Source organism: Turicibacter sp. St.80E1 (assembly GCF_059728495.1).
The window spans coordinates 2,273,025-2,297,500 of the sequence record NZ_AP039386.1 but is presented as its reverse complement, the minus strand read 5'-3'; the positions used below and the strand labels follow the sequence as shown (position 1 = coordinate 2,297,500).

General features: G+C 38.0%; 20 protein-coding genes, 1 tRNA gene and 2 rRNA genes (1 of these 23 only partly in view). 21 read left to right on the top strand and 2 right to left on the bottom strand.

Translation table 11 applies throughout. The features are described 5' to 3' along the window. The 9 genes from AC6I0I_RS11050 to AC6I0I_RS11010 form a co-directional block, all read left to right on the top strand. A 23S ribosomal RNA gene (locus AC6I0I_RS11050) occupies positions 1-1,450 on the top strand; it begins 1,444 nt to the left of the window's first position. A gap of 173 nt (positions 1,451-1,623) precedes the next feature. After that, positions 1,624-1,732, top strand: a 5S ribosomal RNA gene (gene rrf, locus AC6I0I_RS11045). A 128-nt stretch (positions 1,733-1,860) separates the two neighbouring features. Further along, positions 1,861-1,934 (top strand) — tRNA-Gly (locus tag AC6I0I_RS11040). Between the two features lie 185 nt (positions 1,935-2,119). Next, a complete protein-coding gene (locus tag AC6I0I_RS11035; RefSeq protein ID WP_262950128.1) occupies positions 2,120-3,430 on the top strand; it encodes an alpha-amylase family glycosyl hydrolase in 1,311 nt (436 codons plus the stop codon). A 333-nt stretch (positions 3,431-3,763) separates the two neighbouring features. Beyond that, positions 3,764-4,300: an RNA 2',3'-cyclic phosphodiesterase gene (gene thpR, locus AC6I0I_RS11030; RefSeq protein WP_262950127.1), complete on the top strand. Its 537-nt coding sequence runs from the start codon at positions 3,764-3,766 to the stop codon at positions 4,298-4,300. A 3-nt stretch (positions 4,301-4,303) separates the two neighbouring features. Next, positions 4,304-5,017 (top strand): CBS domain-containing protein, encoded by a 714-nt coding sequence (locus AC6I0I_RS11025; RefSeq protein ID WP_161832620.1) that lies wholly within the window; start codon positions 4,304-4,306, stop codon positions 5,015-5,017. Between the two features lie 262 nt (positions 5,018-5,279). Further along, a complete protein-coding gene (locus tag AC6I0I_RS11020; protein ID WP_262953622.1) occupies positions 5,280-7,514 on the top strand; it encodes an EAL domain-containing protein in 2,235 nt (744 codons plus the stop codon). Between the two features lie 79 nt (positions 7,515-7,593). Further along, a complete protein-coding gene (locus tag AC6I0I_RS11015) occupies positions 7,594-7,917 on the top strand; it encodes a hypothetical protein (protein WP_161832622.1) in 324 nt (107 codons plus the stop codon). An 80-nt stretch (positions 7,918-7,997) separates the two neighbouring features. After that, the gene (locus tag AC6I0I_RS11010) at positions 7,998-8,534 is read left to right on the top strand and encodes an RNA polymerase sigma factor (RefSeq protein WP_262950125.1); all 537 of its coding nucleotides are present in this window, start codon (positions 7,998-8,000) and stop codon (positions 8,532-8,534) included. 65 nt (positions 8,535-8,599) lie between these two features. On the opposite strand, the gene hflX is transcribed toward AC6I0I_RS11010, so the two are convergent. After that, positions 8,600-9,865 (bottom strand): GTPase HflX, encoded by a 1,266-nt coding sequence (gene hflX, locus AC6I0I_RS11005; protein WP_161832624.1) that lies wholly within the window; start codon positions 9,863-9,865, stop codon positions 8,600-8,602. 462 nt (positions 9,866-10,327) lie between these two features. On the opposite strand from hflX, the gene radA reads away from it, so the two are divergent. The 3 genes from radA (at position 10,328) to AC6I0I_RS10990 (ending at position 13,472) form a co-directional block, all read left to right on the top strand. Then, a complete protein-coding gene (gene radA, locus AC6I0I_RS11000) occupies positions 10,328-11,716 on the top strand; it encodes a DNA repair protein RadA (protein ID WP_262950124.1) in 1,389 nt (462 codons plus the stop codon). A 341-nt stretch (positions 11,717-12,057) separates the two neighbouring features. After that, on the top strand, positions 12,058-13,032 hold the full coding sequence (locus AC6I0I_RS10995; RefSeq protein ID WP_161832626.1) for a DUF3221 domain-containing protein: 975 nt from the start codon (positions 12,058-12,060) through the stop codon (positions 13,030-13,032). A gap of 128 nt (positions 13,033-13,160) precedes the next feature. After that, a complete protein-coding gene (locus tag AC6I0I_RS10990; RefSeq protein ID WP_262950121.1) occupies positions 13,161-13,472 on the top strand; it encodes a hypothetical protein in 312 nt (103 codons plus the stop codon). Between the two features lie 485 nt (positions 13,473-13,957). On the opposite strand, the gene AC6I0I_RS10985 is transcribed toward AC6I0I_RS10990, so the two are convergent. Continuing rightward, on the bottom strand, positions 13,958-15,178 hold the full coding sequence (locus tag AC6I0I_RS10985; protein WP_161832628.1) for a cation:proton antiporter: 1,221 nt from the start codon (positions 15,176-15,178) through the stop codon (positions 13,958-13,960). Positions 15,179-15,529: 351 nt separating this feature from the next. Between AC6I0I_RS10985 and AC6I0I_RS10980 the strand changes: the two genes are divergently transcribed. From AC6I0I_RS10980 to ispF, 9 genes are all read left to right on the top strand, one after another. Then, positions 15,530-17,101, top strand: a complete 1,572-nt coding sequence (locus tag AC6I0I_RS10980) for an FUSC family protein (protein WP_161832629.1) — start codon at positions 15,530-15,532, stop codon at positions 17,099-17,101. 325 nt (positions 17,102-17,426) lie between these two features. Then, positions 17,427-18,437, top strand: coding sequence for a class II fructose-bisphosphatase (gene glpX, locus AC6I0I_RS10975; RefSeq protein WP_161832630.1), 1,011 nt, complete (start codon positions 17,427-17,429; stop codon positions 18,435-18,437). Positions 18,438-18,507: 70 nt separating this feature from the next. After that, positions 18,508-19,188, top strand: a complete 681-nt coding sequence (gene ispD / locus AC6I0I_RS10970; RefSeq protein WP_161832631.1) for a 2-C-methyl-D-erythritol 4-phosphate cytidylyltransferase — start codon at positions 18,508-18,510, stop codon at positions 19,186-19,188. 428 nt (positions 19,189-19,616) lie between these two features. Beyond that, positions 19,617-20,021: a hypothetical protein gene (locus AC6I0I_RS10965; protein WP_262950119.1), complete on the top strand. Its 405-nt coding sequence runs from the start codon at positions 19,617-19,619 to the stop codon at positions 20,019-20,021. A 60-nt stretch (positions 20,022-20,081) separates the two neighbouring features. Then, entirely contained in the window at positions 20,082-20,909 is an 828-nt protein-coding gene (locus AC6I0I_RS10960; protein ID WP_262950118.1) for a hypothetical protein, read from the top strand. A gap of 779 nt (positions 20,910-21,688) precedes the next feature. Next, positions 21,689-22,405 (top strand): PepSY domain-containing protein, encoded by a 717-nt coding sequence (locus tag AC6I0I_RS10955; RefSeq protein WP_161831801.1) that lies wholly within the window; start codon positions 21,689-21,691, stop codon positions 22,403-22,405. An 80-nt stretch (positions 22,406-22,485) separates the two neighbouring features. Beyond that, positions 22,486-22,800 (top strand): PadR family transcriptional regulator, encoded by a 315-nt coding sequence (locus tag AC6I0I_RS10950; protein WP_161831800.1) that lies wholly within the window; start codon positions 22,486-22,488, stop codon positions 22,798-22,800. Between the two features lie 3 nt (positions 22,801-22,803). Then, entirely contained in the window at positions 22,804-23,490 is a 687-nt protein-coding gene (locus tag AC6I0I_RS10945) for a DUF1700 domain-containing protein (protein WP_262950116.1), read from the top strand. Positions 23,491-23,508: 18 nt separating this feature from the next. Further along, positions 23,509-23,994: a 2-C-methyl-D-erythritol 2,4-cyclodiphosphate synthase gene (ispF, locus tag AC6I0I_RS10940; RefSeq protein ID WP_161831798.1), complete on the top strand. Its 486-nt coding sequence runs from the start codon at positions 23,509-23,511 to the stop codon at positions 23,992-23,994. Positions 23,995-24,476: the final 482 nt, after the last annotated feature.

Sequence of the window (24,476 nt, the reverse complement as noted above, 5' to 3'; positions counted from 1 at the left end):
AAGGAGTGACGGAGAAGGCTAAGTTGAGCGTGTGAATGGATTCACGTGTAAGCAGTGAGGTGGTCATGTAGGCAAATCCGCATGGCGAAACATTGAGCTGTGATGCCGAAAGCCCGCAAGGGTGAAGTCAGCTGATGTCACGCTTCCAAGAAAAGCTTCTAGGGATAATTTATTAGGTGCCCGTACCGATAACCGACACAGGTAGGCGAGGAGAGAATCCTAAGATGAGCGAGAGAACTCTTGTTAAGGAACTCGGCAAAATGACCCCGTAACTTCGGGAGAAGGGGTGCTTGTGAAAGCAAGCCGCAGTGAAAAGGCCCAGGCGACTGTTTATCAAAAACACAGGTCTCTGCTAAACCGCAAGGTGATGTATAGGGGCTGACGCCTGCCCGGTGCTGGAAGGTTAAGAGGAGAGGTTAGCGCAAGCGAAGCTTTGAATTGAAGCCCCAGTAAACGGCGGCCGTAACTATAACGGTCCTAAGGTAGCGAAATTCCTTGTCGGGTAAGTTCCGACCCGCACGAAAGGCGTAACGATCTGGGCGCTGTCTCAACAAGAGACTCGGTGAAATCATAGTACCTGTGAAGATGCAGGTTACCCGCGACAGGACGGAAAGACCCCGTGGAGCTTTACTGTAGCTTGATATTGAGCACTGGTGACACATGTACAGGATAGGTAGGAGACGAAGAGACCAGGACGCCAGTCTTGGAGGAGTCGCTGTTGGGATACTACCCTTGTGTTACTGGGGTTCTAACCCGTGGCCATGAGCTGGTCAGGGGACAGTGTCAGGTGGGCAGTTTGACTGGGGCGGTCGCCTCCCAAAGAGTAACGGAGGCGCCCAAAGGTTCCCTCAGAATGGTTGGAAATCATTCGAAGAGTGTAAAGGCAGAAGGGAGCTTGACTGCGAGACCAACAAGTCGAGCAGGGACGAAAGTCGGGCTTAGTGATCCGGCGGTACCGAATGGAAGGGCCGTCGCTCAACGGATAAAAGCTACCCCGGGGATAACAGGCTGATCTCCCCCAAGAGTTCACATCGACGGGGAGGTTTGGCACCTCGATGTCGGCTCATCGCATCCTGGGGCTGTAGTCGGTCCCAAGGGTTGGGCTGTTCGCCCATTAAAGCGGTACGCGAGCTGGGTTCAGAACGTCGTGAGACAGTTCGGTCCCTATCCGTCGTGGGCGTAGGAAATTTGAGAGGAGCTGTCCTTAGTACGAGAGGACCGGGATGGACACACCGCTGGTGTACCAGTTGTTCTGCCAGGAGCATAGCTGGGTAGCTACGTGTGGAAGGGATAAACGCTGAAAGCATCTAAGCGTGAAGCCCCCCTCAAGATGAGATTTCCCATTCGAAAGAAGTAAGATCCCTTGAAGACGACGAGGTAGATAGGTCAGGAGTGGAAGTTTGGTGACAGATGAAGCGGACTGATACTAATCGATCGAGGACTTAACTAAATAGGAAAGGCAAAAACGAGCGGTTATCACAGGCAGAAAGTGAAAAGAACTGAGGAATCACGAAGGTGATGAACAGTTATTGAACTTTACCACTGTGATGCGAGAGTTGCCGGACAAGAAGAAGTAAGCAGAAGATATCTAGTTTTGTGAGATTGATGAAATCTGACAGAAGGTCTAGTGATAAGGGCAAGGAGGGCACACCTGTTCCCATACCGAACACAGAAGTTAAGCTCCTTAGCGCCGAGGGTAGTACGCAAGTGCGAGAGTAGGACGTCGCTAGGCCATAAATAAAGAAAAGTACAAGTGAGCGATTATCTTCGAATAAAACTTAGCGAACACAGAAATGGCTGAAAGCCATGAGAGTGTGCGTAAGTTTTATTCGAAGATGCGAACGGTACTAGACAAAAAATGCGGGTGTAGTTTAATGGTAGAACTTCAGCCTTCCAAGCTGACTGTGAGAGTTCGATTCTCTTCACCCGCTCCAAATAGCTAATTAACATCCTTCGGGGTGTTTTTTTTTATTTATCAGGGATACCGATATCGAAAGGAGAGCCGATTATTTTCTCTTAAAGTAATTCCGTCTTTTTTTAGGGTAAGGAAGTGTTTTTACAAGTTATGACAGGACGGATGGGTATATTAGAATTACCTAATACTAAAGGGGGAAAATAAATGGCTACGTGTACAGATTCATCTTTAAAGCAATCTATTATTTATCAGGTGTATAATCGAAATCATAATGAGAGTGGAACATTTCGTGAGTTAATTGAGGATTTACCACGTATAAAATCTTTAGGTGTGGATATTGTTTATTTGTTACCTATTCATCCAATAGGAAAGAAGGATAAGAAGGGAACATTAGGATGTCCTTATTCTATTTCAGACTATCGTGCGGTTAATCCAGAGTACGGAACGTTAGAGGATTTTGTGGCTTTAATTGAGGCTGTACATGAATGGGATATGAAGATCATGATTGACGTGGTGTATAATCATACCTCACGCGACTCTTATTTATTACAGCATCATCCTGAATGGTTTTATAAAAATGCCGAAGGAGAATTTGCTAATCGTGTTGGGGATTGGTCGGATATTACGGACTTTGACTATAGTCAACATGAATCTCTTTGGGAGGAACTTATTGATTGTTTAACCTACTGGGCTAAATTAGGTGTGGATGGTTATCGATGTGATGTCGCGTCATTTGTTCCTGTAGAGTTTTGGTTAAGAGCCCGTCGTGAAGTTTCAAAAATTAATCCTCATTTTATATGGCTAGCAGAAACTGTGGAGAAAGATTTTATTAGAACAATTCGTTCACTCGGTTTTTCTGTACATAGTGATTGTGAAATGTATCAGGCCTTTGATATTTGTTATGATTACGATGTTTATGAGGCATTTAAATCTTATTTACTTGGAAAATCGTCTTTAGATTTATATATAAGACGACTTCAAGATCAGGAGGTTATTTACCCGGGGAATTATATTAAATTACGTTGTTTGGAAAATCATGACCAACGTCGGATTGCTTCTTTAGTTAAGACGGTTGAACAGTTAAACATGTGGACAACTTTTGTTTATTTGCAGAAGGGAACAACGATGATTTATGCAGGACAAGAGGCTGCGTGTAAGCATACACCAAGTTTATTTGATGTGGATAAGGTGGATTGGTCATCATATAATAAAGATGGTATTGCCGATTTGATGGCGAAGTTAGCACGCCTCAAGAAAGATGATGTGATGCGAGATGGGGTTTATACGATCATGTCAGGTAATATTTCAGATTCTGTTATTTTGAAGTATGAAACCGAGTTAAAAACTCGAGTGGCTATTTTTAACTTTGGACTTAAAGACGGTGAACTTTCTGTCGATATTCCGGATGGCATTTACGAGAATTTAGTGGGGCATTCATCAATTGTTGTGCGGAATGGATATCTTCGTTTAGAGGGAGAACCAATTTTAATAGATGTGGATAACTTTAAGTTATAATTATCAATTCCTTAGATATCCTTGTAATAGGTGATAGGATGTATAGCAGGGAAGTAATGGGTCTATCCTGTCGTTACTGGGTGTGAATTATCATGATCTTGTTAGATTATTTAAGTTATCCACAATGTTTTTTAGGGGGCACTGGCGAGTAGAGTCAGGCCCCCTTTTTTATTTTTTTTATAGATTTGTAAATTGGTTGTAAAACTGACAAATAGTTTCAGTTATTTAGTGTATCCTAATAATACAGGAAAATTAGTGAGGCTAATTTATGCTGCGTGTTATAGTGTAGTTGTGTATGGTTTGAGGACTAAATAAATAGATGGGTGACAGTTCATGAGAAGATTATTTATTGGTGTAGGATTTTCATCGGAATTGAGGGGATATTTTCAAGATGCTGCTCTTATGGTTGAGAAGTATTGTGAGACGGCTAAGTATACGAGAAGAGAAAACTTTCATTTAACACTTAAATTTTTAGGAATGATGGATGAGTCAACGATTAATACCTTGATTGATGTCATTAATCACATTGAAGTTAATCAACTGACGTTATATTTTGACCATATTGGCTTTTTTAAGAAGAAAAATCGGTATGTGATTTATATGGGATTACATCCAAATGAGGCTTTAACTCAGGTTGCAATTGATTTGCACGACGCCTTGGTTGAAAAGGGGTTAACTTCTGCTGAGGAGTTTATCTATACTCCGCATATCACGCTTTGTCGTCAGGCGAAGTTACTCGTTCCATCTGTTGATTTATCACGGGGAATAGAAATTTCTAAAGAAACAATGGTTAATAATATTACATTATATGAAAGTACGAATATTGACGGTGTGTTAACGTATCGGCCGATTTATATTCGGGAGGTGTAAACAGTGGCAGAACAAGAAGGATATTTAGAGTTTATTGAGTCATTTAATCATATCCATAAATATTTAAAAAAGTATACGAACTCGGATGATAATGTCCCATTTAGTGATTTAATCTATAAAGCAAAGGGTCACCCTATGATCAATCTTTACTTAGATGAACTACATCTATTTCGAAAGTTAAGAAATATTATTGTTCATCAAACCGATAATTTTGAACAACTCGTGGCAACACCTAGTGATGAGGCTGTGGAGCGAATCAAATTTATTGAGCAACGACTCGTTGATCCATCCACAGTCGGGGTATTTCAGGCAGAGGTTATTAAATTTGATATGAAGGATTCTATTCAAGAGGTATTAAAGATTTCGGGGGAAAAAGAGATTTTGAAGCTTCCTTTGTATGATGGTAACCAGTTTAGTGGGTTAGTGACTTCAAGGGCGATCGCTAAATGGTTACAAAAACATATTCAAAATAATAATATTGAGTTATCTGGGACAGTCGGCGAATTACTTGATTTTGAAAAAAAATCTCAGTATGAGTTTATTCCGACATCTATGACCATTTATGAAGCCTGGCGATTATATCAAACATCGCCTAAAAAATTGGATGCTCTGTTATTAACGGAAAATGGGACGGTAGAGGAAGAGATTAAGGCTGTGATTACATACGATGACTTATTAAGATATATTTATACGCATGATCAATATGTATTTAATTAAATTTTTTACAGAAAGAGTCATGATATTGGATGAATAGGCATAGGATAGGATGTCTAGTCTATCTGACGAAGAGGTCTGATGATCTTTTCAGTGTGGATGATACTAAAAGGGAATGTTTAAAAAGAACAGGTGAAAATGTATTTAATTTTAAAGCTTTGGTGATTCGTGAGAATCTGGCAAATTATCTTATTTATTTTTGTAAGTGGCATTAGTATAATTAGATTAAGGATGAAAACGGTTAACAAAGAATGGAGAGATATACATGGGGGAGAGGGTAACACGGGAATCACTGTTAAAGTTTTTTGTTGATTCATGCTGCCTATTGGAGGATTACGATAAAATTGGAAGGATTTTAGATGAGGAATTGGTCAAGGGTAACGCTCGACTTGAAGAGGTGGTAAAAGATTACCGCGAATATCAAAATGTAGAATGTTTAATCCCAATATTAATTAGACTATCGCGTTATTATGCGTGTCAAAAAGCGAATAATTTAGCTGTCATGTACTTAATTGAGTGTCAGTGTATTTTAGAAAATTTAGAAAAGAATCATATTTTAAAAGGATATATCTATGCGGAGTTAGGTTATATTTATGAAACAAAAGGGATGTTTAAAGAGGCGGAATTTTATTATGAGCTTGCGGCTTCTTTCGGAAAGGATCATAACTTGTTAATACTGATGTCTTATTCATTAGAGCGTTTAATTCGCGTTCTTATGACTCTGGTTCAGTATAAAAAGCTAGAGCGTATTGATAAGTTAGATAAAAAATATTCGTTGCAAAATGTCCCGATTTATTTAAGAAAGCAACTCCGATGGTTAAAGCTCTATGCTACTCAAGATTTTGAAGAAATCGTCAAAATTTATGGAGAAGAATATCGCTCTGAAGAAGGTTTTATGCAAGAGGTTATAGGGGCCTATGCATTAGCACAATTGAATCGTGTTGAGGAGATTGAGTGGGATCTTCAATTACTAGATATTAGTGTTTCATTGCCATTGAATGTCTATCGTTTAATGTATCATCTGACCTATCATTTAGTGCACGATAAAGATGAAGAGTTAGAGCGATATATGAATAATATGATGCGTAAGTTAAAAGATAAGAATCAACATGGTTGGTTAGCTTTTGTTTGTCATTTATTTGTTCAGTCGGCTCGTATTCAAAAGAATGAGTGGATGATGAGTAAGTTAAAGGTGGGATTAAGCGAGGTTAACCAGCAGATTCATTATGAGGAACAACGTTCTAGACCTCGAATTCAAGGCTTATATAATAGTTATCGGAATTATTATAAAGGGATTCAGTTGATGCCGAATAAGGGAAAATTCCGTGTGGTGAGTTGGAATCGATTACCGATGTTATATCAGTATGACTATACCCCAAAAACACTACTAGGTTATTTTAAATTTGACGCGTGTTTTTATAATGATTTTAAACCTTCGTTATTAAAGTCAGTGATTGATGTTATTCAAGAGGAGTTTGTGGGAGAAGGAATTACTTTTTCCGTAGAGAAGGAAGGGTTATGGTTTTATTTTGAAGTTTCTTGTGGAGAAGTGAAGCTAAAACGTAAAATAAATCGATTTGTAGAATACTGTTATGAAAAGTTAGGACAACCGTATTTCGTAACTTTTTGTATTCCACGCTTAACGACAGCATCTTTTGAGGAGACGTCTAATCAGGTTAAGAGGCATTTTTGTCAAATGGTGTTGAACTCGAATCCCAAGTTACCGTATCAGATGAATTATTGCCAGGGGAAACCGATTGCTTATAACTTATTGGATCAAGTGCATCAAGCGATTGAGATGGCTGATTACCGAGGAGAAATTAATATTGAGTATGCGCCTCTTTATCATCGCGAGAGTAATGAGTTGTTTGGAATTGAATGCTCTACGGTGCTAGATGAAAATCGCATTTTATCGCAACTTCCAATTGAGGATGCGACTATTGGGCGCGAGTTATTAAATATTGAACGGGAAATGTACTTATTTGAAGTCGGTTGCGATTATTTGAAAAGACATGAAGAGGAGCATGGGGTTAAGTTATCTCTATTTATTAAATTTTCGAGACAAGCTTTATTGCATAAATGGATGCCTTCTCGAGTTATTTCTTATTTAAAGGAACATAAAATTGACCCTAATCAGGTCATTATTAGTGTTAATGAGGATATTTTATTTGAACAAAATGACCTTATTCAAAAGGCAGTAAAACGATTGCGCGAATATGATGTGAATATTGCATTGGATGAGTATGGTGCCGGGGCATTAACGGGATCGATTCGTAACTTAAGTATTGATTATTTAAGGATAAGTTCTTGTTTTATTCAATATTTAAAGTCTTCTAAAAATTATTTGAGTATGATGAACTCATTAATTAATGTGTGTATGAGCAAGGATGTTAAGTTATGTTGTTCGGAAATTGAGAATGAATCAAGCTTACATTTAATGAGTGATTTTGGAATCGATGTGGTAAGTGGAAGTTATTATCAAGGAAAATTAGTTGTTTAATTGTAAGAAATAGGTCATAATAGAGATGATAGAGGAATGAGGCATTAGGATAATCTTTATTATGAAGAGGTGAAATTCGATGAAGCAGGATATGGATTTAGGATTTGATGCTTTTTTAGAACCAGATTCGGAATTTATTGATGAAGTATGTCGTTGCTTAGAGGATCAGGGTATTCATTTAACAAATGATTTATTAGTTCAAATTATTTCGATGTATGAAGAGCATAAGTTTAAATTTTTTAAAGATATGTTAGACCAGCTAGTGGGACAAGACATTAGTGCCCTTTCAAACGATGGAGGGCCGGCTGTTGTTCAGGTGGTTATGGATGGTAAAAGGATGGGGAAATCAAAAGATAAAGACGAAGAGTATTTAGGTGATATTGACTCAAACTTCTTATCTTGATTATAATAGTAAAGGGTGGCCAAAGCGGTCACCTTTTTTATTCTTCCGTTGAAGATCTTCTTTCGGAAAGGGGGAGATGTGTGAAGTTGAATTCCCATGAATCACTAGAACGTTTAATTGATTTGTATAGTGGGGATGTATATAAAATCGCCTATTGCTATATGAAGGATTGGCAATTAGCGGAGGATGTCTCGCAAGAGGTCTTTTATAAGGCGATGAAAAATTATGCTAATTTTAATCATAGAAGTAGCGAGAAGACGTGGTTAATTCGGATTACGATTAATACGTGTAAGGATTTATTAAAAAATGGATGGCTAAAGAGAGTACAAACATCAGTTGTTGATGATGGGTTAATGGGGCAGGTTGAGCCACCGTTTGATATTATCCGCTGGGAAAGGGATTGTGCGATTGATGACTGTCTTCAAAAACTTTCTGATCACGATCGTGAGGTTATTCTCTTATTTTATTATGATGAATTAACGTATGAGGAAATTTCAGCCGTCTTAGGAATTCCGATGGGAACTGTACGTAGCCGTTTATCGAGGGCACGTTTAAAGTTAAAAAAGATTTTAAATGAGGAGGATGAGGGGATTTTTATCTCGTCAGCTATAAAATAGAATCCGTGGATAAGTCAAATGTTTATTTGAGATATCGAGTTATCCACAAAAAAAAGTTCACCCGTTTAAAGGAGTGAACTTTTTTTATATTGATGGAAGCGTTCAACATCTTGGTCTGAACATTCGACTGTAATAAGCGTTCCGTTATCTAAATATTCAGTTTCGAAGACGGTTGCATGGTCATTGAGATAAGAGATAATATTGCCTTTATCGTAAGGAATCAAGAAAGTTTCTTTCACGTAATGGTGAAATAGGTGTGATTTAATACTATTAATTAGGGTATCAATGTTGGTTAGATTTTTAGCAGAAATTCGAACAGCCTCTTGTGTACTAGGCGTAAATTCATTATCCACAAGATCAGCTTTATTGTAGACGTAAACCATTGGTGTTTCTTTTACTCCTAATTCATCAAGTACTTTATTGGTAATCTCGATTTGAGCTTGGAATTCCGGATGTGATAAGTCAACGACGTGAAGGAGCAAATCTGCCTCTGTCACTTCTTCAAGTGTTGATCGGAAAGCTTTTACTAATTGGTGTGGGAGTTTGCTAACAAATCCGACGGTGTCCGTTAATAAAAATTGTTTATTATCTGGAAGTTGAATTTGTCGAGTCGATGTTTCGAGTGTTGCAAAGAGCATGTTTTTTTCGAAGACACTTTTATCTGCCTCGGCGTTTGACACGTTTAGTAAGGCATTCATTGTCGTTGATTTACCAGCGTTGGTATAACCGACGAGGGCCACGACAGGGGTTGCATTTTTTTTGCGTAGTTTACGTTGGTTTTGACGGGCTAGAACGAGGGCGTCTAATTCTTTGTTTAGTTTATGAATTTGTTCTTCAATGCGACGGCGATCAAGTTCTAATTTTTTCTCCCCGGGTCCTTTTGAACCGATTCCCCCTGCTTGGCGAGATAAAGAGGCATTAAGTCCAATCAGACGAGGCATCATGTATTTAAGCTGGGCTACTTCGACTTGAAGTTGGGCTTCGCGTGTTTTGGCACGGCTAGCAAAAATATCGAGGATTAAAATGGTTCGATCAATAACCTTGCATTGAAGTTCGTGTTCAAGGTTACGGATTTGAGAGGGTGAGAGTTCGTCGTTAAAAATGACGAGGTTCGCATCGTTTTTCGCAACAAGGTGTGCGACCTCTTCAACTTTCCCTGAGCCGATATAGTGGGCAGAGTTTACCCGTTCGAGTTTCTGGGTTAGAACGTCGGCCACTTCGACTGAGCATGCTTCAGCTAAATTTTTAAGTTCTTCTACACTGTAGTCAAAGTTTTTATCGTTATTTAAATCGACTCCGACTAGGATGGCGCGTTGAATGATTTCTTCCATTTCATCACCTCAAAGTTATATTTTTCAAAGCTATTATAAGTTTACTAAATAATTGGTAAAATAGAAATAATATCGTAAATAAAAGTAAGGTTTACGAACTGAGAACAATTAGATTAGATGAGCGAGTTGACGCAAAATTTAATTGTTCTTTGTTATAAGTGTATGCGTTTGACGAAAAAAGATTTATAAAATACGTTCTTCTAGCGTTAGGCGTTTGAAGATTTTTATTTTTTATCATAATGAAAGGGTAAGGTTTTAATGAATGATTAGCGAAATTTCATGATTTATGTGATAATGGGAGAGGGATATTAGTTGGGATAAGGGGTTGATTGGGTAAAATATTTGGATAGACAATGGTCAGACGGGAACTGTCCCATGTTTAAATGGTTTGGGCAATTTGAAAAAAGTGAACTATATTTTTGGTTTAGATAGAAATGGTAACGATTTGTAAGGAGGGTCAGTATGGCAAGAGCAAAGGCGAAAACATCATTTTTTTGTCAACAGTGTGGAATGGAAAGTTTAAAGTGGGTCGGTAGATGTCCCGGTTGTGGTGAATGGAATACGATGGTGGAGGAATTGAAGCCAACGAAGGCGGAGCAACGCCGCGGATTTGTGGCAAGTGAAAGTATGGCAAAGCCTCAACGTTTACATGAGATTGAAACGAAAGAGGAGTCTCGTATTCACACGTCGATGAGCGAATTAAATCGTGTATTAGGTGGAGGAATTGTTCGAGGCTCATTAGTTCTTTGTGGTGGAGAACCGGGGATTGGAAAATCAACGCTTCTTTTACAAACGGCTCAAGATTTGGCGCATAAAGGTGTTCAAGTGTTATATGTTTCAGGAGAGGAGTCTGCGCGTCAAATTAAGTTGCGTGCCGAACGTCTAGGGGTTACAAGTGATCATCTCTACATTTATGCTGAGACCGATTTGACGTTAATTGATCGTCAAATTCAGCAGTTAAAACCGGAATTTGTTATTATTGACTCGATTCAAACGATTCATATGCCTGAGGTCACTTCAGCCCCTGGGAGTGTGTCACAAGTTCGCGAGTGTACGGCGCAGTTAATGAGGATTGCGAAGATAGGGGGGATTTCTATTTTTATTGTGGGCCATGTGACGAAAGATGGGAATATTGCGGGGCCTCGTTTACTTGAACATATGGTGGATACGGTGTTATATTTTGAAGGGGAAAGGCATCATACGTATCGTATTTTACGCGCCGTTAAAAATCGTTTTGGTTCAACGAATGAAATTGGAATTTTTGATATGAAAGAAGAGGGCCTTGATGAGGTGACGAATGCATCGGAGGTTTTCTTAGAGGATCGCACGAAGGGATTACCAGGGACGGCTATTATGGCATCCATTGAGGGGACGCGTCCGATTCTTGTCGAGATTCAATCGTTGTTAACGCCGACGTCGTTTGGGAATCCGAAGCGAATGGCATCTGGGGTTGATTATAATCGTGTCTCTTTAATTTTGGCGGTTCTTGAAAAGCGCATGGGCTTTTTCCTGCAAAATCAAGACACGTATGTAAAGGTCACAGGTGGGGTAAAAGTGGATGAACCGGCAGTGGATTTAGCGATTGTCGCAAGTATTGTATCAAGTTATAAGGATAAGATGACACCGAGCGGTGATGTTTATATGGGAGAGGTTGGATTAACGGGAGAAATCCGCCGTGTTTCACGCATTGAAGAGCGCGTGAAAGAGGCGAAAAAGTTAGGATTTACTCGTGCTATTATTCCTAAGAAAAATATGAGTGGTTGGAAGGTGCCATCAGGAATTGAGGTTGTAGGAGTGGATACGATTGCGGAAGCATTGAAGGCGATGTTTAAGGAGGATTTAAAATTTTAAATGGATAGAGGGAATGGGAAATAAATGAAAGAGACAGGTGATGAAGGCGATGGGGAGTCTTCAATCGCGATGATGATGAATTTAATAGCGGGTGACGGTGGGTAAAACTCACCGTCTTTTTTTGTGTAAAGAATATGTCTGGATGCTAACAAATCCTAAATTCTTAGTTATCACAAAGACGGAGGTGGCGAAATAGAGAGGGAATAGGCGAATGTTATGAGGAAAGTTTGCGGATGGAGGGGCATATGTTAGTAATAATGACGGAGTAGAAAGTTGACGTGGATTAGTTCAGAACCTATCAGATGGAGAAGCAGATGGATTTTTTGAAAGGGTGGTAAGAGATGAAGAAGGGGTTTTTTATTGTCGGGGTTGTTGCGATTGTTTTGCTCGGTAGTCTTTTTTTGAATAAGCGGGGAGATTCATTCAGTCTAGAAGGCATGGTTCTAGCGACGGGGGAATCGGAGGTTTTGATGTCTAAGCGTTCGGATTTGACGATTGAGGATTTAGAAATGGATGAAAAATCGTGGTTAGATGGGGCGTACGAGTTGGTTCGAGTGAAGAATATTTCGGGTGCCCAACCGGGAATGATGATTCGTGTTCAAGTGAAGAAAATGGAATCAAATAGTTATCCACAACAGGCGGTTGCCCATTCATATGAGGTGATTGAGCACCGTTATGTTTTAGATGAGGAGATGCGAATTGATTCATTGATTGAGTTATTTCCAACACAGGTTGGGTATTTACAGCGATTCAGTGGACAGGGTGAGTATGGTCATACACAAACATTAAGTTCCATTTCTGAATCAGAAGGTGCAACTGTTATCGAGTTTAAAGGGAATATGCGAGATGGATATGGCCAAAGTGAGAGTCGTTCCTTTTTATTGACTTATGAAGTGAACGATCAAGAAGTGATTGAGCATGTAAAAAATCAAGATCGTTATAGTGTGTTACGGCAGGATAATTTATTGAGTTCGATTATTCCAAATAAGGTGGTGTTAAAGGCGCCTCTTGAGGTTGGAAATCAGTGGACGGAATCGTTTGTTTATCAGAACGTGAATTATGAGGCGACAACAGAAATTGTGCGCAAGGGATTAGATGCTAATGGCCAGTTAGTGTATGAAACGTTAACAACGGTTCCTAATATCAATGAGGACTGTCAAGTGACGTATAAAGAGACGCGAAGATTTAGCGTTGGAAGCGGGATGACTGCCTTTAATAATGTTTTTTCTTTTAAGGAAAGCACGGAGTCGGGGGAAGACTCTAATCAGGCAGAGGATGTGTATTTATTTGGATATTCCTTATCATCTGATGAATAAGAAAAAAAAGGGGAGACTTCAACTGAAGTCTCCTTTTTAGCAACATCTATAACGCTTTTACAAAAACTTGCATATTAAGGGATAATGTGTAATAATAGGTAATCAAGTAACAAAAAAGGGGGATGAGAATGAAGAAAGTAGTGGGAGTAACCATAAGTCTATTTATTTTAATGGGAGTGTCAATCGGGGGCTATTCATGGTTAGTGAATAAGCAAATAAAAAATGTGGAAAGCTATCTTGTAAAAAACGGGTATGAGATGGAAGAGGTATCTTTCGAGGAGGATACATTCCATATTGTTTTAAAAGTGGAGAGCGATGAAGACGAGCTCGTGAAAAATGATCTTCTGAAAACTGATTTATTGAATAAGATTTCAGAAGATGCCCTTTATTTTAATCGTGGCATGATTCTTTCTTTTGTTGTTAAAGAGAATGCAAAATAGATAAGAAAACCTTCGTTCCATGCGAGCGAAGGTTTTTTGTTTATGTGTGGGAGATGGGTACAAAGAAGTGTCGGTTTAAAAAAGGAAATGAAACGCATCCGTTTTAACATCAGGTTCGTGTTGTAAATGATAGTGTTAATGAGGGGACAATTGTGTCTTGTCTAATTATACAAAATTAGAGTCGCCAACTTCAAGTGGATGGTGTTCAAAAACGAACGGCTTTTATTATTAATGACAAGAAGTTCATGTTCGTATCAATAGATAGAGAGTTATTAACGGGGAAGAAAGAGAGGGGAGGAATGCCACAGACGAGTGGTATGAACGCGACTAAAAAATAGTTTTCCTTTGGTGATAGTTTTACTAGGATCAGGGGGCGTTTAATTATCCATTTTATCGTTTGCACAAAAAAAGTAATCTTTCATTCAGATTACTTTTTTTATGATTAAATGTTATCGCCGATTAAACGTTGTTTTTTTCATTGGTGATTAAGCCGTTGTTTTTTTATAGACAGGCACACAGTTTGTTTCCTGTTCTTTATTAGAAAATACAATTTTTAATAAAATTGGGGTAATGACGGTTGTGATAACAACCATAATAACGATAGGGCCAAAGAATATGGATCCCATGAGTCCAAGTGAGGCACCTTTACTAGCTACAATTAGAGCCACTTCTCCTCGTGAGACCATTCCTGTTCCAATTTGGATAGCCTCTGTTGTAGAGTATTTACACATCTTAGCACCCAGTGCACATCCTAGGACTTTTGTTAAAATAGCGATGATGACTAAGGCGATTGAGAACGTGATGAGGGCCGGTGTCATTTCTGGGATCACAACTTTAATCCCGATACTTGCAAAAAAGATAGGGGATAATAACATGTAAGCCGTCGTTTCAAAGCGATTCATGATGTAGTGTTTACGAGGCGCATTAGATAAAAATAAACCTGCCATAAACGCACCCGTAATGTCTGCAACACCAAAGAAATGTTCTGCACAGTAAGATAATATTAAACAGAAAACGAAAGATAGGATAACAAAACGTCGGAGATCCATTTTACTGCGTCGCATTGAAGTTTCCATAAATTTCGAAAATAAAAATCCTGCTAATCCCCCAACGATAAAGAATAGGACGATTTTTATTAAGACAACCGCAATGCTTACATTTGGGTCTGTGGCACTTGTTACAACTGTTAAGGCGATAACACCTAAAATATCATCGATGATTGCAGCACCTAAAATCGCATTTCCAGCTCGAGTGCTTAATTTTCCTAGTTCTTTTAATGTTTCTACCGTGATACTAACAGAAGTTGCCGTTAAAATAATCCCAATAAAGATATTTTGTAAGAAAGGAAGTGCGCTCGCATCAGAAATTCCCCCTTTGTTAAAGATCGATGCAAGTATAAATCCCCCTGCTAATGGAATAATCATTCCTAAAATAGCGATAATCAGAGAAGCTTTTCCTGATTTTTTTAGCTCATTAATATCCGTTTCGAGTCCAGCAGTAAACATTAACACAATGACCCCTAGTTCAGCGAGTTGGATGATGAAGTCTGTCTCGTGTAGAATATTTAGGCAAGCAGGTCCAAGTAATAAACCAGCTAATAAGGCACCCACCACTTGTGGTAATTTAATTTGTTTGGTTAAGAGTCCGAGTAATTTTGTACTCATTAAAATTAAAGCAATGTCAAATAGAAATTCATAAGATAACATTTTTACTATTCCCCCCTTAGGTTTTACATTGAGAAATTATACTACTCACACCAGGCATTTACAACCAATAAATAATAAAATTTTCCATTTAGATTCGTTTTCATTTAATAGATAGAGATAACGTATAAACAGAAACATTAGGCGTATTTGTTTTTAGTACAAATGATTAGGCGATGCAAGGTAGATAATCGCCTGTCTATACATTTTGAGTTGGTTAAAATATATGTGAGTCACTTTCTCAATCAAGCGAATTAGCCGATTAGAGGGACTTTTGGCAATCTGGATTTAATTTGACAAAATTATCATTCTTTGGTAAGGTATTTAATATTAATTTTTTAGAGGGGTGAGAAAATGAAGCAGAAGATCATTGTAAATACATTGATGTTTATCTTTATGCTGCTGTTTATTTCTTTTTTTCAAAATGTATTCGGTGTTTCTAACAAAATGGTTGGAATTACGGTTTTAATTATCGGACTTGGTATTTGTGAGAAAGATTTAACGTATAACTTGGGCCTTTTGGTGATTCGATTATTATGTTTTCTACTTGCAATGGGGATCTTTAGTTATTTAAGTTTATTAAATCCTATTTTGGGGTTAATTCTTAATTTCGGTTTTATTTTTTATGCAACGTATGTGATGGTTGAGGGAAATAAAAAACCTTATCACTTCCCCTTTATTTTAGGGTATTTATTCTTGATCTTTCTTTCACCCTCTGCACCGACTGATTTGCCAGGTCGTTTGATTGCTTTAATAGGAGGGGCCTTTTTAATCGTTGGATTGCAATGGTTATTTAATCATAAAACGTACGATAAAGTTTTAAATTCGCGATTGGATCAAGTTCTTAACCAATTAATTCATCGTCTTGAGCGCCTGTTGGCGAAAGATTCCGGTTCATGCGAGGAAGAAGTTCATGCTTTAAAAGCGAGTATGGGACGATTTATGAAGGCGATTTATGAGCGTTTTGGAACAAATGGATCGTTTAATAAAGAAGGCGTAGAACAGGTTACTCATATGGTCGCTTATGAAAAAATGTATTATTTATTAGACGAGGTCGCTAAAGATTACGAGGCTGGATTAATCGATGATGAGACGATAGAAGACTTAATTGTGTTTGTTAAAGAACATCGAGGTGGGCATCATGCTTACTCAGGTGTATCGATGTTTGATCAAGGCGCGACGTCTGTGAAAGAGTTAAAACAGGTGCTACTTGTTTTACAGACAGCGGAGCGAGACGAGTATTCACATGATCAACGTACATTATGGGAGCAGTTTCTTAAACCAATAGATCGCGAATCTTATGCATTTAAGTTTGCGATGAGATTATCGATTTTATTATCGGTATGTTTGTTTATTAGTCAATTATTCGGATTAAGTTATGGGCGTTGGTTATGTTTTACAATTGCAGCACTTGTTCAACCGGATGCTGAATCTAGTCACAAGAAAACAATTGAACGTTTAATTGGAACAGGCGTTGGAGCGACTATTTTTGTTGCTTTGATTACGATTTTTAAAGAGGAATCTCAACAAATGATTATCGTCTTACTCTCTTCTTATATCGGAATGTATATGAACCGTTATGATTTTAAAATGATTTTTATTACGATCCAGGCATTAGGAGGGGCTCTTTTAACCGCAACAGGTTCAATTGTTATTGGTAATCGCTTGTTTTATATTGTAGTAGGTGCTGTCATTGCCTATCTAGGAAATAAGTGGTTATTTCCAATTCGAAGAAAAGACATTAAGGAACATTATATTGATTTATATGAGCAACAAAAGAATCATTTAATCAAGACTCCTCAAAACAATCCCCATGAGGCCATTGTCGATGCCTATCATTACCTTGAAATGGGAAAATTAGAGGATGAAAAGTATTCGGAATGGTTAGATGTCAGTTTTGAGGCTTTAGTTCGGGCCCAATCGTAAAACGAGTCACCTCTTCCCTTGTGGGAACAGGTGATTTTTTTATACACGGATATATTATTCGGTTGATTTTATAGAGCCTGTAGTCGGGGGATGTAAAGATAATGATTCCTTTATTAGTCAAGTGTTTGAAATAAGAGGGAACTTTTTGATGATTGGCTGGTCACGTCGTTTAAAAGTGGAAATCCCTAGAGGAATCTTTCGCTAGGAGTAAGGTCAAACGATTAATGGGCAATTTTTTTATGGGGAGAATGATGAGAAAATAAAACATAGTTTAACATTTTTTGATATAATGAAAGAGGAATTTTAACTTTTAGGAGGGTTACACATGAGACGTGAGTTGGCAATTGAGTTTTCCCGTGCGACAGAGGCAGCGGCTTTAGCAGGGTATAAATGGTTAGGTCGTGGAGATAAGAATGAGGCGGATGGTGCTGCCGTTCTTGCGATGCGTCATGTATTAAATGAAATTAATATTCGTGGTGAGATTGTGATTGGTGAGGGTGAAATTGATGAGGCTCCAATGTTATATATTGGGGAGCGAGTTGGAACAGGATTTGGTGATGATGTAGATATTGCTGTTGATCCAATTGAAGGAACACGCATGACGGCGATGGGGCAGGCCAATGCGATGACAACCCTTGCCGTTGGAGAAAAGGGTTCATTTTTAAAGGCGCCAGATATGTATATGGAAAAGTTAATTGTCGGTCCAAAAGCCAAAGGTGTTATTGACCTGGACTTATCTTTAGAAGAAAATATTAAGCGTGTCGCAAAAGCAGTTAATAAACCGTTATCTGCATTTACGGTGATGACACTTGCCAAACCACGCCATGATGAACAAATTAAACAAATGCAACAGTTGGGTGTGCGTGTATTCGCAATTCCAGACGGAGATGTTGCAGCCTCTATTCTAACGTGTATGCCATTTAGTGAAGTGGATATGGTTTATGGAATTGGTGGGGCGCCAGAAGGTGTTGTATCTGCTGCTGTTATTCGCGCTTTAGATGGAGATATGCAAGGACGTTTAGTTTTACGCAAAGATGTAAAAGGTGAAACGGAAGAAAACATTCGTATGAGTGAAGATGAAGCGCGTCGTTGTAAAGAAATGGGAGTTGAACCTGGTCAAATTTTAAAATTAGAAGATATGGCTAAAAGTGATAACGTCATGTTCTCTGCAACGGGAATCACAAAAGGTGATTTATTAGATGGAATTGTATGTGAAGATGGAATGGCGACGACTGAAACATTATTAATTCGTGGGAAATCACGTACCGTTCGTCGCATTCAATCCGTGCATTATTTAGATCGTAAAGATGAACAAATTAAAGAGATTATTTTATAAAAATTGGTTATGATAAAAAAAGAGCTCCCATCAACTAAATGGGAGCTTCTTTCATAAGAGGAGTGAGTCGATGTATAGTGTCATTATTTTAGCAGCAGGAATTGGGAGTCGCATGGGACTAGGCTATAATAAAATGTTACATTCGCTAAAAGGACAACCAGTCGTTGTTCATACCATCAAAAAATTCTTAAAAGATATAAACTGTGGACAACTTATTTTAGTAGTCAATGAGTTAGAACATCAAATGATGGAACAATTATTAGATAAGGCACAGATTAACGATGATCGGATTGAATTAGTGAGTGGTGGGAGTGAACGTCAATACAGTGTTTATCATGGGCTTCAAGTTGTTCGTGAAGAGGTGGTGCTTGTGCATGACGGGGCCCGTCCGTTTGTTACCTCACAGATGATCGCGGAATGTGTGTCATTGGCGCAAGAGGAAAAGGCAGCGATTGTTGCGGTTCCCGTAAAAGACACGATGAAGCGGGTGATTGACGGAGTCGTCGTTGAAACCCCTCGTCGTGATGAAATGTATAGCGTACAAACCCCTCAAGCAGCACCGACTTCGGTCTTGAAGCAGGCTCATTTAGGGGCAAGACAACATCATTTCTTAGGAACAGACGAGGCGAGTTTAATTGAGAAATTTACAGATACGCCGGTGCACATTGTGAAGGGCTCATACACGAATATCAAATTAACAACGCCAGAAGATTTAGTATTAGCTGAGCAACTTCTTCATCTAGAAAGTTAAGGATAAAGTTATCCACAAGAAATATTTTCAGTCATGTGATAACGATAAAAGAAAAAAGATTACCTTCTCATTTTTATGTATGGATTGTGGTAAAAAAAAGCTTAGTTGATTTGTAAAGAATAGTTATTATCTAAAGTGTGGCGCGAACCTTAGGTGAAGGGTGCACTCGTGAAGTGAATGGAAGACTAGAATCTCTTTAGGGAAATAATCAAACTCATCCTAAAAAGATTGGAAACGTTGGGTAACGCTATCATCAAATGTATAAGGAATTTTTTAATAGAAAATGTAAATTTAACCTTTTGGTGTTCGTATTTCTTGCTTTTTCAACACGGGGGGGGGGAGTTACAATCAAGTTGTTTATATTTGGAGAAAAGGAGATGTAGAAATGATGGATTTTAAAAAAGGATTATTAGCATTATCTTTATTCGGTGTATTTTCAGGGGGGTAACTTATTTGCTTCAGCAAGTACACTAGATCGAATTGAACCACAAGAGCCACTTCCAGGGTTCGGACTAGATTTAGTAGAGTATGATACTGCTATTTATAATGGAGAGGCTCCACAATCAAGAGTTGCTAAATTACTCAGTAGTGGTGTTTCACGTTATGTAAATCATAGTACGGGTCAGTATTATGCTAAGGGAGCAACCAATGTTGTTGAAAGTACAACAGGAAATGCTTTATATCATAAAACGACTGTAACTTTAGAAAAGAAAGTATTGTTTGTTACTAACACATTAGTTTCAGCTTCTGCATGGGGAACAGGAGAAGTTTGGGCAACAACTGGAACTACTCCAACAGCTGGAACTCCACATGTATATTGGGCTGTAAAATAATCAAAAAAAAAAACAACAATATAAATTTATATTGTTGTTTTTTTATAGGAGGAATTTGTAATGAAAGAACGGATGAAGGTTATAGTAATCTTTATTATCATTAGTGTATTATCTTGTGTGAGTCTTTTTATGATGTATCAAGAAAAAAACGATTTTGAACAACAATATTTTCATCTAGCTGATTTACAAAATATTCAAAATGATTCGCTAGGCCAATTATTAGATCAAGATAATATTTTAGAAAGATTAAATAACTTTAAGCAAGAATTAAAGGAAAGTGAGAAATTTACATTTATTGAATTTTTACCTAATGTTGTAGAGTTTATTGGGGAATGGGATAAGCCAAATCAATTAGTAAATGGATATGAATATGGGGCTGATTTAAAAAATCAAACCGTTCATGTGAATAATAAAGAATTATTAATTACGCCGATTAATTGTATTTCTATGGATCAGGATGCATGGGATTTATATGATTTATCGTTAAGCGAGGGGAATGAATTTGCAGGGACGGATTATAGTTTAACTGAAAAAAAACTGCCCTTAATTTTAGGAAGTGAGTTTAAAGAATATTATGACATAGGTGACGAAATTCCTTTATTATATTTTTCTGAGGAATGGACAGGGGTTGTCCAAGGATTTTTAGAAGATGATGAAGTCATTAACCAAGATTGGAATGAATATTCTTTAGATACTAGAATTTTAGTTCCTTCGTTTAAAGAAATGAGTGATAAAATAGATGAGGATTTACGAAAAAAGATAACGTATGCTCAATTAGAAGGGGATGTTTTACTAAAAGATAAAGCTGAATATTCAAAGGCAAATAAAGAAATAAAGAAATTGTCACAAAAGTATAACTTACCGTATGAATTATTAAGAGGCTATTAAATTTTTCAGTCAAGTCGTTGTGATCTATTTGGTAGTTTTGAGGGTTTAGCGTGGTAAGAAATGTTATAGGCGCAATTTAAAAGGGAGGTCACCGATCATATGTTCGGCGATCTCCCTTTTAATTAGGTGGAGTTGGTGTATTCAATCATTGAAAAAGGGTGAGTCCTATTTTAGATAGGAAGACATGACCTCAGTTGTTGATTCGAAAACTAAAAAAACGTTCATGGGGGAATGAACGTTTTTTTAAATATATAAAAGTTTTGGGAGAGTAATATGTGAAAAAATTTTAGGGGGGGATGTAAGTTTATCACTTACATATTTGTTATGGTAAAATAAGTAAAAGTTATTCACTAAAATGAATAGATTTATAAATTTTTTTGATTTCTATCTTTGGTGGCCTGTTTCAGGGCGAATTTAAACGTTAGGGCTGAATGGTTGATGAAATTATCGCCCTTTTTTAGAAGAGGATTACGGAAGGTAAGCAAGCCAGGTGAAAATCTATTTTACTTGGGAATAGGGTTTGTTTCACCGTATGAGAAAAGGGAGAAAAGGGTACGATATTTAGAGGTAGCGATAAATTTTAAGTGAGTGTACGGTTTTTTAACCTCATTATTCTAGAAAGTTAGTTAGTAATGATCGGAATAAGGATTAAAGAATTTGATAAATGACTTTTTTTACACTACTGGACAATGTATAGTAGTTAATGGTATACTCTATTATGCTTTACACAGTAGATAAGAAGATGTTTCTTTTCATCAATAAATGAGGAGGTTTTAGAAATGAACAAGGTCTCTTTATGTTCAATGGTTGTGATGGGTGCCCTTTTATTGGGGTGTTCGAAGTCACCAGGTGATCTTAATCAGGAGCAATCATCGCTCTCTACGATGACCGAGGCTCAGGCAAAGGAGCTAGCGCTTCAGGAAGTAGGAAGCGGGAGCATTATTGATTTCTCCTATGATCATGACGATAAGTTGCCACATTATGAATTTAAAATTGTGAATGATGGGGTTGAACACGAAGTTGAAATTAGTGCGATTGACGGAAGTGTTTTAAAGCACCAGACAAAAAATTATTCGGAAGCTCCACTCTTAGAAGAGCCACGAGTACGTGAGATTGTCGAAACGTTAGGAAATGGAACGATTGTTCGCGTTCAGTTAGAGAAAGAAGACCATCATGCGAGTTATGAGGTAACAGTGGTTGATGAAACATATACGTATGAATATGAAATTGATGCACGAGATGGTCATGTCATTCATCAAGAAAAAGAATTAATTAATCAGGTGATTGCCCCTAATCAACAGGCGTTAACAATTGATGTCGAACAGGCGAAGTCAATGGCGAGTGCCCAGGTTCAAGGCGGAGTTGTAACGGAAATTTCTTTAGATACTGACGACGGAACTCCCATTTATGAAGTAAATGTTATAGCGAATGGGATAGAGTACGAATATGAGATTAGTGCAGTAGATGGCCAAGTGCTTCGGGCGAGTACAAAATAGACTAAGGTCGAGTTTTCAACGGGTGGCAGCGTCGTGAAGAGGGAGGTTTAATGTAACAGGATTGTTATAGAAGGAAAGATATGAATGCACAATATAAAAAAGGTGTTTTAGAATTATGTGTTTTACGATTAATTAAGCGTCGTGATTTATACGGGTATGAGATGGTACAACAAGTTTCTTTATATATTGAAGTGACTGAAAGTACGATTTATCCACTTCTTCGTCGTTTAACAAAGGAAGGGTATTTGCAGACGTACAATAAGGCGTCGTCAGAGGGACCGACGCGAAAATATTATTCGATGACGGTTGAGGGAGAGGTCTATTTAACGACTCTTTTAAAGGAATGGAATCAGATGGTGGAATCCGTGCAACGATTATTAGAGGAGGGAGACTAAAAGATGGAGATTTTGAATCAGTGGTTAGAGGAACTCGCCGGGGATTTACAACGCATTTCTCCTGAGGATCGGGAGGCCATTTTAGAAAGTTACCGGGAACAAATAAATGAGATGGTGTCTTGTGGGATAAAGGAATCAGATATTTTATCTGAAATTGGTTCTCCAAAGCAGGTAGCCAAAGAAGTTCTTGAGTCGTTTATCGTGGATGAGGCGTTAGAAGAAGAGGTAAATGTTTGGAAAGGTCCCTCTCGGGAAACGAATCGCGGTAAACAATTGTTTGGGATTGCGGTGATGGGGATTTGTCTTTTTATTGCTTGCTGGTCATTTCTTATGATGCTTCGTTTAGTGATCGGAGGCTTTTTTATCTCACTAATCTCGTTGGGATTAATGATTGCTCTCTTTTTCGCCGCCATCGTGGCCTTTAATTTAGCAATTGCTTCAGGATATGTTGGGTGGTTAGTTTGGAATCGGGAAAAAAGAGAACGGGGTAGGAAAAAAGGAATTGAAAGGTATTTAATAGTTTCGCGTGTTGTTGCTATAATAGTGGGAAGTGCGGTCTTTGTTGGGAGTATTTATACGAATCCGTTTTTGAAGCAAGGGGTTTCGGAAGGGGAGTTATTTGACTTGATTGAAGAGAGGTCGCAGGGGATTCTTGATTTTGACGACTTATTTGAGATTGATTTTAGTTAGTTGGAAAGGAAGATAAGTATGATTCGAATTGGACATTCAACGGATATTCATCAACTGGTTGAAGGGCGAAAGTTAATTTTAGGTGGGGTAGAGATAGAGCATTCGAAAGGGTTGCTCGGTCATAGTGATGCGGATGTCTTATGTCATGCGGTGACGGAGGCTATTATTGGGGCATTAGCTAAAGGCGATATCGGAACTCATTTTCCTGATACAGATCCTAAATATAAAGGGGTAGATTCTCGCATTTTGTTGCGTGGGGCTAAGGAAATGTTAGATGAAGCGGGATATGTGCTTGGAAACTTAGATGCAACAATTTATGCTGAGCGTCCGAAGATGCGTCCCCATATTGATGCGATGCGTGCAAATATTGCCGCCGATTTAGGGGCGACGATGGAGCAGGTTAACATTAAAGCCACACGTGGCGAAAAGTTAGGCTTTGTCGGTCGTGAAGAAGGAATTGCGTCAGAATGCGTGGTTCTACTCTTTAAAAAGAATGCCTTGTAAATAAAGTTGAAATAAAAAAGTGATTTTCCAGTTACGGAAAATCACTTTTTTATTAGAATTTGTAACTCTCTTTTAAGGGGTCCCCGTTAGAATGGGAATAACGTTAGTAGTTATCAAAGGTGACAAATATAAGTCGCTTGAACAAAGTGGCAGTTATCCACTGAGGATACTAGCCGTTAATCAGGAAGGATAACCTTGCAGAAAATGATTTATTAGACGAGCGTCGGTAAATGAATTAATGGATGACGTTGCAAGATAACTTCGGCTTTTTTTATTGCTAGAGCTCCTTAGTCAGTGGACGACGTAAAATAAATAAACTCGCCCAGTTATACTGCTTACCTTTTTTTATTTTTTTCTCTCCCTTCAAAACTCTTTGGACAAAATAATACATATAATAAACAGCCAGAAATAATCGTAACAATACTTAAGCTTTTTATTACCCTCATATCATTAATATTAAAATTATAAAACCCCATAGTTTT